At 66.5% G+C, this 15273-nt stretch carries 11 protein-coding genes; 9 read left to right on the top strand and 2 right to left on the bottom strand.

What is annotated here, in order from left to right; all coding sequences use genetic code 11:
- The first annotated feature begins 124 nt into the window (after positions 1-124).
- From KU887_RS18255 to KU887_RS18235, 5 genes are read left to right on the top strand one after another with little or no spacing between them, the layout of a single operon-like run.
- A complete protein-coding gene (locus tag KU887_RS18255; RefSeq protein ID WP_006490451.1) occupies positions 125-376 on the top strand; it encodes an acyl carrier protein in 252 nt (83 codons plus the stop codon).
- Positions 373-1569, top strand: a complete 1197-nt coding sequence (locus tag KU887_RS18250; RefSeq protein WP_006494988.1) for an acyl-CoA dehydrogenase family protein — start codon at positions 373-375, stop codon at positions 1567-1569. The genes KU887_RS18255 and KU887_RS18250 overlap by 4 nt, the downstream gene beginning before the upstream one ends.
- The gene (locus KU887_RS18245; protein ID WP_006490442.1) at positions 1566-2540 is read left to right on the top strand and encodes an amino acid--[acyl-carrier-protein] ligase; all 975 of its coding nucleotides are present in this window, start codon (positions 1566-1568) and stop codon (positions 2538-2540) included. Before KU887_RS18250 ends, KU887_RS18245 begins: the two co-directional genes overlap by 4 nt.
- Entirely contained in the window at positions 2537-3592 is a 1056-nt protein-coding gene (locus tag KU887_RS18240; RefSeq protein WP_034203354.1) for a DUF1839 family protein, read from the top strand. The genes KU887_RS18245 and KU887_RS18240 overlap by 4 nt, the downstream gene beginning before the upstream one ends.
- Positions 3589-6075 (top strand): glycoside hydrolase family 2 protein, encoded by a 2487-nt coding sequence (locus KU887_RS18235; protein WP_258257004.1) that lies wholly within the window; start codon positions 3589-3591, stop codon positions 6073-6075. Before KU887_RS18240 ends, KU887_RS18235 begins: the two co-directional genes overlap by 4 nt.
- A gap of 54 nt (positions 6076-6129) precedes the next feature.
- Here KU887_RS18235 and KU887_RS18230 read toward each other — a convergent pair whose 3' ends face one another.
- Entirely contained in the window at positions 6130-7521 is a 1392-nt protein-coding gene (locus KU887_RS18230) for a sigma-54 dependent transcriptional regulator (protein ID WP_012493293.1), read from the bottom strand.
- A gap of 1320 nt (positions 7522-8841) precedes the next feature.
- Between KU887_RS18230 and KU887_RS18225 the strand changes: the two genes are divergently transcribed.
- Positions 8842-9420 carry a drug:proton antiporter gene (locus KU887_RS18225; RefSeq protein WP_043204796.1) on the top strand — a complete coding sequence of 193 codons (579 nt, stop codon included), beginning with the start codon at positions 8842-8844 and terminating at the stop codon, positions 9418-9420.
- Positions 9417-10937: a mannose-1-phosphate guanylyltransferase/mannose-6-phosphate isomerase gene (locus tag KU887_RS18220; protein WP_006494995.1), complete on the top strand. Its 1521-nt coding sequence runs from the start codon at positions 9417-9419 to the stop codon at positions 10935-10937. The genes KU887_RS18225 and KU887_RS18220 overlap by 4 nt, the downstream gene beginning before the upstream one ends.
- Before the next feature lie 94 nt (positions 10938-11031).
- Here the strand turns inward: KU887_RS18220 and KU887_RS18215 are convergent, their stop codons facing one another.
- Positions 11032-12477, bottom strand: coding sequence for a right-handed parallel beta-helix repeat-containing protein (locus KU887_RS18215; protein WP_375167908.1), 1446 nt, complete (start codon positions 12475-12477; stop codon positions 11032-11034).
- Positions 12478-12990: 513 nt separating this feature from the next.
- Here KU887_RS18215 and KU887_RS18210 point away from each other — a divergent pair.
- Together KU887_RS18210 and KU887_RS18205 are read left to right on the top strand one after the other, a co-directional pair.
- On the top strand, positions 12991-14145 hold the full coding sequence (locus KU887_RS18210) for a glycosyltransferase (RefSeq protein WP_034202427.1): 1155 nt from the start codon (positions 12991-12993) through the stop codon (positions 14143-14145).
- 21 nt (positions 14146-14166) lie between these two features.
- Positions 14167-15246, top strand: a complete 1080-nt coding sequence (locus tag KU887_RS18205) for a glycosyltransferase family 1 protein (RefSeq protein ID WP_006490756.1) — start codon at positions 14167-14169, stop codon at positions 15244-15246.
- Positions 15247-15273: the final 27 nt, after the last annotated feature.

The following is a 15273-nucleotide window of genomic DNA, read 5'->3' as shown; positions in this document are numbered from 1 at the left end:
TTGTAGGGTGGCGAACAGAACGCCGTGTCTGCCAATGGTCTACTGATGCCGGACTGCCGGGGGGATGTCAGCGCTTGTCGCGCGTCTGCCCGAGCGGACGACACCACGCACGCCGGAGCAGCACGTGAAAAACGAAATCAGAACCATCCTGAAGCACGTCGCCCATCTCGAAGCCGCGATCGATTCGATCGGTGACGGGGACGACCTCTACGAAGCGGGCCTCTCCTCGCTCGATACGATCCAGCTGATGCTCGCGATCGAAAAGCAGTTCAACATCGAGATTCCCGACGAGATGCTGAACCGCAACCTGTTCCGCAGCATCGACGCACTCGCGGACACGATCGCCACGCTGCAACGCACCGAGCATTCCGCATGAGCGCGCTGCTACCCGAACTCGCGCCCGACAGCGATTCGCATCGGCTCGACGAGGCCGCGCATGCGGTCGCGCAGATCGCCGCCCAGCATGCCGATGCGGTCGATCGCGACGCGCGCTGCCCGGTCGAGGCGATCGAGGCGATGCGCGCGCGCCGCCTGCTCGGCGCGATGGTGCCGACCCATCTCGGCGGCGCTGGCGCGTCGCTGGAAGACATCGCGTCGGCCTGCTCGATCCTCGGCCAGGCCTGTGCATCGTCGGCGATGGTGTTCGCGATGCACCAGATCCAGGTCGCCTGCATCGTCAATCACGCCGCCGACCAGGGCTGGCACAAGCTGTTCCTGCAACAGCTCGTGCGTCACCAGTGGCTGCTCGCCTCGGCCACGTCGGAAGACGGCGTCGGCGGCAACCTGCGCGCGAGCCAGTGCGCCCTCGAAACCGACGGCGGCGGGTTCCGGCTGCACAAATCCGCGCCGACGATCTCGTACGGCGACTATGCCGACGGCATTCTCGCGACCGCGCGACGCGATGCGGACGCGCCGGCTTCCGAGCAGGTGCTCGTCACGCTGCTGCGCGACGGCTATACGCTCACGCGCCGCGGCGAATGGGACACGCTCGGCATGCGCGGCACCTGCAGCAACGGCTTCGTGCTCGACGCGCAAGGCGCCGCCGTGCAATGCCTGCCGGTGCCGTTCGCGAAGATCGCCGAAGAAACGATGGTGCCGGTCTCGCACATCCTGTGGGCCGCGGTGTGGATCGGCGTCGCCGGCGACGCGTTCCATCGCGCGCACCAGTTTTTCCGCGCGCAGGCGCGCCAGACCGACGGCGCACCGTCGCCCGCCGCGCGGCGCATCGCCGAATCGCTCGCGCTGATGCAGGCGATGCAGGCCCGCGTCGACAACGTGCTGCGCCTCCACGCGAACGCGTCGGCCCGCTCGTGGTCGGCCGGCATGGCCTGGGCCGCCGAGATCAATACGCTGAAGACCTACGTGTCGGCAACCGCGCTCGAAGTCGCGCACCAGGCGATGATGATCTGCGGGATGGCCGGCTACAAGCAAGGCACGCCGTTCAGCATCGGCCGCCACATTCGCGACCTGCACGCGGCGCCGCTGATGATCAGCAACGACCGCATTGCCGCCAACACTGCGAGCCTGTTGCTCGCGCTGCGTCCTGCGACGCTGGAGAAACATACGTGAACGATCGCCTCGCCGTGCCCTCCGCCGCCTCCGCTCCCGCCGACGCACCGCTCGACCGCGCGGGCGTCAATCCGCTGCGCGACGCGCTGATCGACGCGGGCCTGCTGGTCTCGACCGGCATCCAGGGCCTGTTCGGTCGCAGCGAACGATTCGAGCGCGTGGTCGAGGCGCTCGACGCGTTCGTCACGCGCGTCGGCGCCGACCAGCAGGCCGAAGTGCTGCGCTTCCCGCCGGCGATGAGCCGCACCGAGTTCGAGCGCAGCGAATACATGAAGAGCTTCCCGCAACTGGCGGGCAGCGTGCATGCGTTCTGCGGCGACGAGCGCCAGCATCAGCGCGTGCTGCAATGCCTCGATCGCGGCGACGACTGGACCGAAAGCCAGAAGCCGACCTACGTCGTGATGACACCGGCCGCGTGCTACCCCGTGTATCCCGTCGTCGCCCGCGCGGGCGCGCTGCCCGCCGACGGCCGGATCGTCGACGTATTCTCGTACTGCTTCCGTCACGAACCGTCGCTCGACCCGACCCGCATGCAGTTGTTCCGGATGCGCGAATACGTGCGGATCGGCACGCCCGAGCAGATCGTCTCGTTCCGCGAGACGTGGATCGAGCGCGGCACGCGGATGATCGAAGCGCTGCGCCTGCCGAATGCGATCGATCTCGCGAATGACCCGTTCTTCGGGCGCGGCGGCAAGATCGTCGCGAACAGCCAGCGCGAGCAGAACCTGAAATTCGAGCTGCTGATCCCGATCGAGCACGACGACCGCCAGACCGCGTGCCTGAGCTTCAACTACCACATGGACCACTTCGGGCTGCTGTGGGACATCCGCACCGCGACGGGCGACGTCGCGCACACCGGCTGCGTCGGCTTCGGCCTCGAGCGGCTCACGCTCGCGCTGTTCCGCCACCATGGCTTCGACATCGACGCATGGCCGCGCGAGGTTCGCGACGTGCTGTGGGGTACGCGATGAGGTTCGTTTCCCGCGATGGCGAAGACGCATCGTTCGAGGACGTGCGCCACCGCGCGCGCCACTACCGGCCGCACCCGCTGCACAGTCAGGAGATGGTCTGGAAGCAGACCAACTGCTATGTCGACATGTGGCTCGAGGTGCTCCGGTGGTGGGGCCTCAATCCGTACGCGGCGCTGCCGTTCACGATCGCGCTCGACTTCGAGGGCGATCAGTTCACGTTCTTCAAGTTTCCGCACGACGAACTGGAGCGGCTCTACGGGATCGTCGTGCAGGAACATTCGATCTACGAGCCGCTCGACCAGCACATCGAGACGCAGGTCGCGCGCGGCCATCTGATGATCGTCGAGGTCGATGCGTGGTTCCTGCCCGATACGCGCGGCAGCAGCTACCGCACGCAGCACACGAAGACGACGATCGGCATCGACGCGATCGACCGCGAGAAGCAGCAGATCGGCTACTTCCACAACAGCGGCTATTACGTCGCCGAGGATTTCGATTACAACGGGCTCGTCGGCGGCAGTTCGCCGATGACGCTGCCGCCGTACGTCGAATGCGCGAAGCGGCGCTTTGCGCCGCTCGACGAACGCGCGCTCTGCGAAGCGTCGCTGGCCGCGTTGCAGCGTCACCTGCGGCGCCTGCCGGTCGTCGATCCGATCGCGGCATTCCGCCGGCAGTTGCAGGCCGACGCGCCCATCCTCGCGGAAGCGCCGCTCGAGCATTTCCATGCGTACTCGTTCAATTCGGTGCGGCAGCTCGGCGCGAATTTCGAACTGTTCGGCCACTATGCCCGCTGGCTGCAGGCAAGCGGCTGCACCGGGCCGTTCGCCGAGATCCGCGCCGCGTGCGATCGCATCGCGTCGGAAGCGATGGTGCTCGAATTCCGGCTCGCACGCGCGTGCGCGCGCGGCAAGGAAGAGCGCGGCGATTCGACGCTCGAGGCGATCGAGGCCGCGTACACCGACCTCGTCGCGTGCGCGCGGCAGATCGGTGCGCCACTGCGGCACGTGACACCCGTGCGCTACGACACGGCACCCGTGTCGGTCATGCGGTGACGCGCGCGCGCGCCCTGCCCGCGTGGTCGCTGCTGGCGACGGCCGCGGGCGCCGTGCGCGACCCGCGCGACCTCCCGGACGACCACGGCGGCTGGATCGCCGCGCCGGTGCCCGGCACGGTCGCGCAGGCGCTCGCGTTGGCTGGCCGGCTCGACGAAGCCGCGTCGCTCGACGAGCGCGACCACTGGTACCGGCTCGAGCTGCGCGGGCGCGGGCCGCGCATCCTGCGCTTTCACGGCCTCGCGACGCTCGCGCAGGCCTGGCTCGACGACACGCCGATCCACCACTCGGACAGCATGTTCGTCGCGCACGACGTACCGGTGTCGCTCGACGGCACGCACCGGCTGACCGTGTGTTTCCGTGCGCTCGCGCCGCACCTGCGCGACGCGCGCGCGCCGCGCCGTGCGCGCTGGCGCACGCGGCTCGCGGAACCGGCCGCGCTGCGCACGATCCGCACGTCGCTGTTCGGGCACATGCCGGGCTGGTTTCCGCCGTATGTCCCGACCGGCCCGTGGCGGCCCGTCGACGTGCTCGATCCGGCCGACGCGCCCGTTCCGAGCGACTGCAAACTGCATGCACGCGTCGACGGCGACACGGGCTGGCTCGACGCGGAACTGACGTTCGCCGCACCGCTACCCGAACCGCTCGTCGCGCGGCTGTCGTGCGGCGACCATCACGCGACGCTCGAACGCGCCGGCGCCGGCCAGTTGCGCGCGAGCGTCGCGATACCGAACGTGCGTCGCTGGTGGCCGCATACGCACGGCGAACCGGCGCTCTACGAGATCACGCTGCATATCGGCGACGCGCGCCTGCCGCTCGGCTCGACGGGGTTCCGCACGATCGAGATCGATTCCGGCGCAGACGGCAAGGGGTTCGGGCTGCGCATCAACGGCGTGCCCGTATTCGCGCGCGGCGCATGCTGGAGCAGCGCCGCGCCGCTCGCGCTGCACGCGGACGACGCGACCTACGGCCGCCTGCTCGGGCTCGCGCGCGACGCCGGTTTCAACATGATCCGCGTCGGCGGCACGATGACCTACGAGGCCGACGCGTTCCACGCCTGCTGCGACCGGCTCGGACTGCTGGTCTGGCAGGAATTCGGCTTCGCGAACTTCGATTACGCGCTCGACGATCCCGCGTTCGCGGCCAACGTCGATCGCGAAGCGAGCCAGTTGCTGTTGCGTCACGGCGCGTCGCCGTCGCTGGCCGTGCTGTGCGGCGGCAGCGAGATCGCGCAACAGGCCGCGATGTCCGGGCTCGGGCCGAAGCAGCGCTTCCTCGAGCTGACGGCCGACCGGCTGGCCGGCCACGCGGCCGCGCACCGCCCCGATGTTCCGTACGTGCCCGATTCGCCCGACGGCGGCGTGCTGCCGTTCACGCCGCGCGAACGCGTGTCGCACTACTACGGCGTCGGCGCGTACCTGCGTCCGCTCGACGATGCGCGCCGCGCGGACGTGCGCTTTGCGAGCGAATGCCTCGCGTTCGCGAACGTGCCGTGCGATGCGACGCTCGCCGAACTCGGCTGGCCGGGCGTGCACGAGCCGCGCTGGAAGGCGGCCGTGCCGCGCGACCCCGGCACGTCGTGGGATTTCGAAGATATCCGCGACCACTATCTGCAGACGCTGTACGACGTCGCGCCGGACCGGCTGCGGCGCGAGGACCCGGCACGCTATTTCGAGCTGTCGCGTGCGGTGATCGCGGACGTGATGCGCGAGACCTTTTCCGAATGGCGACGCAGCGGCTCGCGTTGCGCCGGCGCGCTCGTGTGGCAGTTCCAGGACGTGATGCCCGGCGCCGGATGGGGCGTGATCGACGCCGCGCACCGGCCGAAATCGGCCTGGTATGCGCTGCGCCAGGTGCTGCAGCCGATCCAGGTGCTGCTGGTCGACGAAGGCCTGAACGGGCTCGACGTGCATGTCGTCAACGAACGCCCGGCGCCGCTGTCGGCGGCGGTCGAACTGGTCGCGCTGCGCGACGGCCGCACGCCGGTCGCACGGGCCGGCGGCCCGGTGCGGATCGCCGCGCACGACACCGTGCGGCTCGGCTCGGCCGAGCTGCTCGGCCGCTTCTTCGACTGGACCTACGCGTACCGCTTCGGCCCATGCGAACACGATACGGTCGTTGCAACGCTGCGCGCCGACGACGGCACGCTGCTGTCGCAGGCGTTCCATTTTCCGTCCCGCACGCATCCGGCCGTGCTGGCGCGCCGCGAGCCCGGGATCGAGGCATGCGTGTCCCGCACCGGCGAGACCTGGCACGTCGACATCGATACGCGGCACGTCGCACGCCATGTGCAGATCGACGCGCCGGGTTTCATGCCGAGCGACGACTGGTTCCATCTCGCGCCGGGCACGCCGGCGCGCATCGCGCTCGTTCCGTTGCAAACCGACGGGAAGCCCGCGACGGCTGGCGACAGCGCGCCACCGACGGTAGACATCCGCGCGGTGAACGCCGCGCGCGCGGTGCGGGCTACGCAGGCCGGGTGACGCGACGCTCGCGGCCGCCGCGAGCGTCGTGCCGCTCCGTGTCAGTGCCGCGCCTCAGTCGGACGAGCCGGTGCCGCGCGGTCGCTCGATACCGTACGCCTCCATCCAGCGATACAGCGTCGCGCGCGACACGCCGAGTTCGCGCGCCGAAGCGGCGACGCGCCCACGCGTGCGCAGCAACGCGGTTTCGATCGCCTCGCGCTCGATCGACTTGCGGATGTCGGCCACCGACGGCGACGCCGCGTCGAGACAGTATTCGAGCTCGAGATCCTGCGCGGTGATCAGGCGCCCTTCTGTCATCACGACCGCCCGGCGCACGCGGTTGATCAGCTCGCGGACATTGCCCGGCCAGTCGTGCTTGTAGAGCGCCGTGATCGCATCCGTCGAAAACCCGCGCACGCGATGGCGCGCATCGCCGCGAAAGCGTTCGAGCATGTGGTGCGCGAGCAATTCGATGTCCTTGCCGCGTGCCCGCAGCGGCGGCTGGTCGATGCGCATCACGCACAGACGGTGGAACAGGTCGGCGCGAAAACGCCCTTCCTCCATCGCATCGCGCAGGTCGACGTGCGTCGCCGACACGATCCGGACGTCGACCGGCACCGGGTCGCTGCCGCCAAGACGGTGAATCGAACGCTCCTGCAGAAACCGCAGCAGGCTCGCCTGGCTTTCGTGCGGCAGGTCGCCGATCTCGTCGAGCAGCAGCGTGCCGCCGTTCGCGGCTTCGACGTAGCCGATCTTGCGCGCGTTCGCGCCGGTAAACGCGCCACGCTCGTAGCCGAACAGTTCCGATTGCAGCAGGTGCGGCGGAATCGCACCGCAGTTGACCGCGACGAACGGGCCGTTGCGCCGCTCCGAATGGCGGTGGATCGCCAGCGCCGTCAGTTCCTTGCCGGTTCCCGTTTCGCCGAACACGAACACCGGTGCGTCGGTGCGCGCGAAACGCCGCACCGTATCGAACAGCCGCAGCATCGCGCTGCAGGTGCCCACGATGCCCTTTTCCTCCGATTCGAGCTGTTCGCGATCACGCGCGAACAGGCATTCCATGCCGTAGGCATGGCCGACCGTATCGGCGATCCGCTGATGCGACGCCGGCAATGTCACGTAATCGAAACAGTAGTCGCGCAACAGCGCCCGCACGTTCGGCGACGCGGTCTGGCCGACATCCACGAGCGCCACCCAGACGACGTCGCGCATCGACGCGCAGGTCGACGCGATGCTGCCGATCGCATCGGCGTGGCCGCCGCTCAGATCGAGAATGCCGCACGTAATTTCGCCGGACGTGTCGCGCAGCTCGCTCGCATGGGCGACGACCGACACTTTCCAGTCGCGGCGCGACAATTCCTTTCGCAGCATCACGGACGGCGATTGCGTCCAGTAAATCAGCGGACGCTGCCCGTTACCGCTCCCCGCGCCGGCGCTCTTATCGCGCGTTATTGGCATATTCATAACGAACCATCACTTTCTGCACTCCGCGAACCGTTCGCGTGCGCTGCGGCCGGCGGCGCATGGCCGCCTTTCCGCGCTGCGTTTCCGCAGCTTTGGCGAAGATCGAAACTGCACACGGCGAGAACCCCCGGAGGTCGAGCCGGATGTCATCCGGCCTCGTTGTCATCGAACTCGAACGGAATGCGCGGCTGCGGGAGCCACAACATTCCGGCTTTGAAGCGACCCGCCGTCAGGCGGGGCACGTCGGCAAACGGAAATTCCGTCCGCATGTGCGTCGCGTCGTACACGACAGTCGCGCCCGATGCTGAACCGGAGGGCCGCCAAAACCGCGCCGGATTGACCGCCCCATTTCATCCGCACCTGAATTTACACCCCGTTTCGAGATGACCTTGTTACCAAAAGATAAACCTGAATCAGTCGGTTACGCTGCCCGTGGCCGCGCGCTCCGCGCGTTTGACCACTGAGATTTGATTATCTCTGACCATTCCCGTCAATCAGTGGCAAATACTACTTTTCTGCAAGATTGATTCCGTCGATTGCGCGCGATTTCCATCGAAATCTCCCCAAAACCGCGGTACCGTGCTTCCCGGATCGCATAATCGCGCGCACCGCCGGGTAGCCGCTCCGCCTTCCGGCCGCGCACGGACCGCCCGGCCGTTACACGTCGTAATCAGCGGCGTCGCGCCGCGCCGGCGCTTTTCGGCGAATTCCCGCCGACCGGCGTGAATGCCGCGCGCCGGCACGCGCGTCGTGCGGTGCAGCATGATGGCCATCCTTTCTCGCCAGACCGGATGACCCGCGCGGTTCGAACGGAAGCAGACGCACCGCAGATCGCGACAGCCATACATGCGCGCAACCGGCAGCATACCGCCGGCCGGACGTGTGCACCGCGCAGGTGCGCACGATTCCAAATGAAACGCCGCGAGGCCTCATGAACCGGCCTGCGCGAGGCAATCGACGACGAACCGGTGCCCGGCGCCGTCATGCACGAGCGCCCATCGTGAACTCGCAATCGTCGGTCCCGCGCCCCGCGCCCGGTTCGTGCGCGATGTCCTCCGGCCGCGCTTCGCTGCACGCCGCCACGATGAATCAATTATGAAAAGGCACCGGCCCCGACGGTGTGTGCTACCGCACATTGCGACGCTCGCGCGTCGCGAACATCGCCTCGCATCCCGCGCCCGGCGTGCGAATCCGGAGCGTGAGTAGGCTTTCGAACAGACCGCCGGACCGTGCTTCCGGATGATGAAGATCGCCGCGCCGCACGGAACGATCGCGTCCGTGCGGCGCGACGTGCCGAAGGCATCACGCGAGGACAGCATCATGGAATGGCATTGTTGTGAATTCGAACATCTGAGCGCCGTCGATCTCTATGCAATCCTGCGCGCGCGCAACGCCGTGCTGGTGGTCGAGGATGCCCACACGCATCTCGACATCGACGGCAAGGACGCGGGCGCGCTGCACGTCTTCGCGAGCGTGCACGACGGCGACACGACGGAAGTCGCCGCGTACGCGCGCATCCTGCCAGGCGACGACATCGATCCTGACGTCGTGATCGACAAGGTGCTGACGAGCGAAAGCTGCCGCGACGACGACACGCTCGAGCGGCTGATCGGGCGCGCGCTCACCGCCGCGCAGGCCGCATGGCCGGACACCGCGGTGCGCACGCACGTCCCTGCGCCGCGTCAGGCGTTCTACAAACGGTTCGGATTCCGCAAGGCCTACGGCCCGTATCTCGAACAGGGTGCGCCGTTCGTCGGCCTGGTCCGGTCGGCCGACCGCGCCGCCGGCGCGCTGCGTCACCTGCTGTCGCGGGCCGTTTCGGTCTCGCGCAGCGACGACTCGCGCGCCGACGGCCGCGCTCACACCCGGCTACCCGCCGATACCGGAGCGAACCGATGACCCGCACCCTTCATCCGGTTCCCGAGCCCGATCTGCCGAGCATCCTGCCGGTGATTCTCGCCGGCGGCTCCGGCACGCGGCTGTGGCCGCTGTCGCGCGAACAGTATCCGAAGCAGCTGATCGAGCTGGTCTCGAACGAATCGCCGCTGTCGGCAACCGCGCGCCGCCTGAACGGCATCGCGAACGCGTCGCTCGGCGATACGCTGCTGCTGGTATGCGGCGAACAGCATCGCTTCATGAGCGCCGAGCAGGTGCACGGTCGCTCGGCGCCCGCCCGCATCCTGCTGGAGCCTGCCGCGCGCAACACCGCGCCCGCGCTGACGCTGGCCGCGTTCGACGCGAGCGCGCTCGCGGACGATCCCGTGCTCGCCGTGATGCCGGCCGACCACGTGATCGTCGATGACGGCGCGTTCCAGGATGCGGTCGCGCGCGCGGCGCGCTACGCGCAGGAAGGCGCGATCGTCACGCTCGGCGTGCTGCCGCGTCGCGCGGAAACGGGCTACGGCTACATCCAGGTCGGCGAGCCGCGCTCCGGCCGCCACGGCAGCCAGGGCGGCTACGCGATCGGGCGTTTCGTCGAAAAACCCGACGCGACGCTCGCCGAGCGTTACCTGCAATCGGGCGACTACTGGTGGAACAGCGGGATCTTCGTCACGCGCGCATCGGTCTGGCTGAAGGCGATCGGTGCGCTCGCGCCGGACATCCACGCGGCCTGCGAGACCGCGTGGCGCGCGGGTGTCGCCGACGATCCGTTCTTCCGGATCGATGCGGCGGCCTTCGACGCGTGCCCATCGGATTCGATCGACTATGCGGTGATGGAGCGCCTCGCGGAGCATGGCGAACTCGGCATCGAAGGCATCGTGGTGCCGCTCGCGGCCGGCTGGTCGGACGTCGGCACGTGGGACGCGATCTGGGAAATCATGCCGAAGGACGACGACGGCAACGTCGCGCGCGGCCCGATCGTGTTCGAGGATACGCAGGACAGCCTCGTGCGCTCGGAAGGCCGCCTCATCGCATGCGTCGGGATGAAGGACGTCGTCGTGATCGAGACGGCCGACGCGGTGCTGGTCGCGAACAAGCACGACGTGCAGCGTGTGAAGAACATCGTCGCGCGCCTGAAGACCGACCAGCGACCACAGGCGAGCGAGCATCGCAAGGTGCAGCGGCCGTGGGGCCACTACGATTCGATCGATTTCGGCGAGCGCTTCCAGGTGAAGCGGATCGTGGTCGAACCCGGCAAGCGGCTGTCGTTGCAGATGCACTATCACCGCGCCGAGCACTGGATCGTCGTGCGCGGCACCGCGAAGGTGACGCGCGGCACTGAAACATTCCTGCTCGGCGAGAACGAATCGACGTACATCGCCGTCGGCGAAGTGCATCGACTCGAGAATCCCGGCCGGATTCCGCTCGAAATCATCGAGGTGCAGTCGGGCAACTATCTCGGCGAGGACGATATCGTTCGCTTCGAGGATCAGTATGGGCGGACGGTCGAGGCACTGCCGGCCCAACAGACATAGCGGACACGACGCGCCGCCCGCGTCGCATGCGAACCCGATAGCGGTCGACGTCGTTCGCGACGCGCGTTCCGCCGTCGACCGGCGGCGCCGGGAATCAACGAGGCTGCCCGACGAGTTCGCGTACGCGCGGGAGCAACGACGTATCCGCACCGACTACGTCAGGCGCGACCGAGCGGGATTGAAGCGTCATCGCACACGGCCCGGATGTCGGGGAGTCGACCACGCAATCGTGCTTCGGGCCAACCCGTACCGGCATGCCGCCGATCCCCGACAGTTGATTGTCTGCGAGCCGGACCCCGGACACGTTCCCCCACAGGCGAATGCCGTCGAAGCGTGCTTGCGATACGCGATTGCCGACCACGGCCACTTGCGTCACCGCGCCGGACCACGTGCTGACCTCTATCGCGCCCTGCTGCGTGAGCGGGCGGGGATCGGTCCGGCCGGTCGCCGTCTGGATGTTCGCAATCACATTATTCTCAATCCGGACACCGGACGCGCCGTAGGTTTGGAAGCTGTCCTCCTGTGCGACGAGAATCCCCGCGCTCACCTGTACGTTGCGTACGATGTTGTTCGAGATCGTCACGTCCGCGCCACCGACCACCGTAATTCCGCGCCCCCACGTGTTGCCTTCGAGCGAGTTACGCGTGATCAGCACGTTGCGGCTCAGCACCCCGTCGCCGCGGTAGCTCACCACGGCAATCATGTCGTCACCGGTGTCACGCACGACATTGCCTTGAACCAGCACGTCGCGCGCACCATGCGTCATGTGAATGCCGTCGGCAAGCGTCGACAGTACCTCGTTTCCGACGATCGCGACGCCCGTGCCGCTAAACACGAAAATGCCGGCGCTGGCACCGCCTTCGACGACGTTGTCGAGCACCTGCACGTCGTGCCCCGTGACCTCGACCTTGGTCGACTCCCGCGACGCGAGACGCGTCGTGCCGGTGCCCTTGAGCCGGAATCCCACCAGCGTCGTACCGTCGCCCCGCATCTCGATCGTCTGGTCACCCGGCCTGGTCGCCGTCAGCGTCGCGCCGTACCCCGACAACACGACATGCGGCCGCCGCACGATCAACGAACGGCCGACCACATACCGCCCAGGCGCGAACACCAGTCGCTGCCCGGGACGCAAGCCATCCAGCACGCGTTGCAACTCATCCGCCTGATCGGCCGAGCCGGAAGCGGGATAAACGTACGCATCCGGCACCTCCTCATGCCGTGTACCTGCTGTGGACACGCCGGGCGCCGCCACGGCGCACCCAGGCCACCACAACCCACCAGCCATGAACATGCCGGCGATCACGGCGCATACGCGAGACAGGCATCGTGAAGCACGCATAGTGAATCCGTTCCCTCGAACAATCTGGCGCACGGCGCTGGCACGCGCGCTCGAACAACCGCTTTCGCGGTAGACATGATTCATGCCGGCTGCCTGGACATCGATCGCTCCCGGCGATGGCAACCGGCTGTATTCCGGCCAACCGTCGAGCGCCGCGCAGACCGGCGACTCCGTTGAAACGAACGGAACGGCGCCTTCCATTGGACCATTCGATCCGGGCGGCCCTCGGTGCGTCAGCACACCAAGATATCCGGCACCAGCTCGACGTGGTGCGGCGCCATTCCACGAAGCGTTACGCGTACATCGCGCGAATACCCGCACGACAAATCGCTCGACGAATGTCGTCAGACAGCAGCCGCGATCGACTAATCCCTCCGTCGGTAAGCCATCGCACCCAGCGCGTCGCGCATGCGCTGCACAATGACTCAAGCACCGGATGTACGCCACGGCAGGTACTTTCGGTCGCGTGATCTCGCGTGGCTGTGGCCCGATCTCAACCTGCGTCGACGCCACCTGCGGCGCCAGTGGATCACGCACCTTTGGCCCCGGCGCGACGGATTCAATGTTCTCGATCTTCATGGATTCACAAATTAGGAATCCATATCGCGTCGGCATGGCATTGCATCTGCGCAACCGTCGGCAATTTGACAATCCGCCGTCCAACCACTTTCACGACGAGCGATGAAAAACGCGATCGAACCGACAGGCCGAAAGATGACCACAAAAAAGATCGTTCATATCGCCGAGGCGTTCGGTGGCGGCGTGCTGTCGATGTTGACCCAGCTTGCCAACCATGCCGCGGCGGCCGGCATCGACGTAACGGTACTGCACTCGATTCGACCGGAAACACCGGCCGATTTCTCGACGCTGTTTCGGCCTGACGTGAAGCTGATCCACGTCGACATGACTCGCGAGGTCAGCATCCGGCAGGATCTGCTGAGCGTACGCGCGCTGGTCAGGATTCTTCGCGACTGCAGACCGGCCGCGATTCATCTGCATTCGTCGAAGGCCGGTGTGCTGGGGCGTCTCGCTTCGAGGATTGCCGCCCCCGATGCCAGGGTCCTCTATTCGCCTCACGGGCTTTCATTCCTGCGCTTCGACATTTCGCGCATGCGGCAAAGCGCCTATCTGAACTTCGAACGCATCGCCGCGCATATCGGCGGCACCATTGTCGCTTGCTCGGGCAGCGAACTCGGCGAGATCAAGGAAAAGGTCCGCGCCAAATCGGCCGTCCTCGTGGAAAACGGTGTCGATGTTGCCGAGATCCTGCCCCGCCGAACACGAGACGATGGCAAAACCGTGATCGGAATGAGCGGTCGGGCATCGTTTCAGAAGAACCATCATGCATTCGTCGAACTCGCCGCCAAACTGCGGCGCGCCGACGTCGACTTCCTCTGGATCGGCGGCGACGCCAACGAGATTCCGGATCCGCGCCAGGGCAAGGCCGTCATCTGCAGCGGCTGGGTGACTCGCGCGCACGCGCTGGCACTCACGTCGGGACTGGACATCTATGTCCAGACCTCTCGCTGGGAAGGCATGCCGGTCGCATTGATCGAGGCCCAGGTTGCGGGCATCCCGGCCGTGGTGACGGACGTCGTCGGCAATCGCGATGTGGTGGTTCACGGCGTGACCGGATATGTCGCGTCAAGCGTCGACGAGATGGCCGCGTATCTGACCAAGCTGCGCGACGACCGGCAACTTCGCGAAAAAATGGGTGCCGCGGCCCGAACGCGGGCGGTTCAAAGGTTTTCGATGAACACGGTCTTCCGGCAGTGGCACGCCTTGTACGGTCTGGATACCGTCGAGTCTCACGCCGGTACTCGCGGTTTCGAACCGGTTGCCCTGGATCACATCAAGGCCCGATTCTGAATTCGATATGCAATGATGGACATGACCGCTTTCAAAAAACCGAAACAGCTCCTTTACAACGGTCGATTTACGACACAGAAGACGACCGGAGTGCAACGAGTGGCGCGCGAGCTGATCGCCGCGCTCATCAAGTTTCAGCCGCAAGACCCGGTGACCCTCCTTATGCCTCCCCAGCCTGGCGTCGAGGTGAATGGAGCGCGGACCGTCAAGGTCGGCATTCACAAAGGCGTCGTCTGGGAGCAACTGGTCCTGCCGTTTTTCGCCCGCTCCGGGCGCCTCGTCAATCTCGGCAATTCGGCGTCCATTTTCATCCGCAACCAGATCATCTACATGCATGATGCGGCGGTATTCGACACGCCTGCACATTTTTCGCGGTCGTTTCGGATGTGGTACCGGATCATGTTCTGGATCCTGGCGAGAACCTCCGCTTGCGTGCTGACCAATTCCCGTTTTTCACGGGATCGCCTCGCGTACCACTGCGGTATCTCCACCGAGAAAATCAGCGTCGTTCCGCTCGGGGCGGATCACCTCGACTCGCTGGAGCCCGACGCGAGCGTGCTCGACGCACATTCGCTGACGCCGAACCGGTTCGTGCTCGCGGTCAGCAGCATGAATCCCACCAAGAACTTCGGCCGGCTCATCGCGGCATTTCGGCAACTCGACGATCCGTCGGTCGATCTCGTCATCGTCGGGATGAGAAACACGACCGTGTTTGGCAACCAGGATCATGTAGCGGCGGCAGAACCGAACATCAAGTACGTCGGCTACATCAGCGACGAGCAACTGAAGGCGCTGTATCAAAATGCGGTTTGCTTCCTGTATCCGTCAATTTACGAAGGTTTCGGTATTCCGCCCCTTGAAGCGATGCGATACGGCTGTCCGACGATCGTCGGAAAAGCCGCGGCGCTACCGGAGGTCTGCTCCGATGCGACGCTGTACTGCGATCCATATTCGCAGGACGATATTGCGGAAAAATTGCGGCGCCTGCTGGATTCCGACGATCTCAGAGCCGAGCTCAAGCGGAAGGGAATCCATCACGCGGAAAAATATTGCTGGAGCAAAAGCGCAAAAATGATGACGGAAATATTCGAAAGGCTGTAGGCGATCGACACAAGTCGTCGCCATGAC

The organism is Burkholderia sp. EMB26 (assembly GCF_024730645.1).
In the GTDB taxonomy this organism is placed as follows: domain Bacteria; phylum Pseudomonadota; class Gammaproteobacteria; order Burkholderiales; family Burkholderiaceae; genus Burkholderia; species Burkholderia cenocepacia.
This window is presented reverse-complemented; position numbering and strand designations above follow the sequence as displayed.

Coding starts and splice junctions, on each gene's coding strand:
- KU887_RS18250 (WP_006494988.1), top strand. CDS start 373: ATGAGCGCGCTGCTACCCGAACTCGCGCCCGACAGCGATTCGCATCGG.
- KU887_RS18240 (WP_034203354.1), top strand. CDS start 2,537: ATGAGGTTCGTTTCCCGCGATGGCGAAGACGCATCGTTCGAGGACGTG.
- KU887_RS18230 (WP_012493293.1), bottom strand. CDS start 7,521: ATGAATATGCCAATAACGCGCGATAAGAGCGCCGGCGCGGGGAGCGGT.
- KU887_RS18225 (WP_043204796.1), top strand. CDS start 8,842: ATGGAATGGCATTGTTGTGAATTCGAACATCTGAGCGCCGTCGATCTC.
- KU887_RS18220 (WP_006494995.1), top strand. CDS start 9,417: ATGACCCGCACCCTTCATCCGGTTCCCGAGCCCGATCTGCCGAGCATC.
- KU887_RS18215 (WP_375167908.1), bottom strand. CDS start 12,477: ATGGAAGGCGCCGTTCCGTTCGTTTCAACGGAGTCGCCGGTCTGCGCG.
- KU887_RS18210 (WP_034202427.1), top strand. CDS start 12,991: ATGACCACAAAAAAGATCGTTCATATCGCCGAGGCGTTCGGTGGCGGC.
- KU887_RS18205 (WP_006490756.1), top strand. CDS start 14,167: ATGACCGCTTTCAAAAAACCGAAACAGCTCCTTTACAACGGTCGATTT.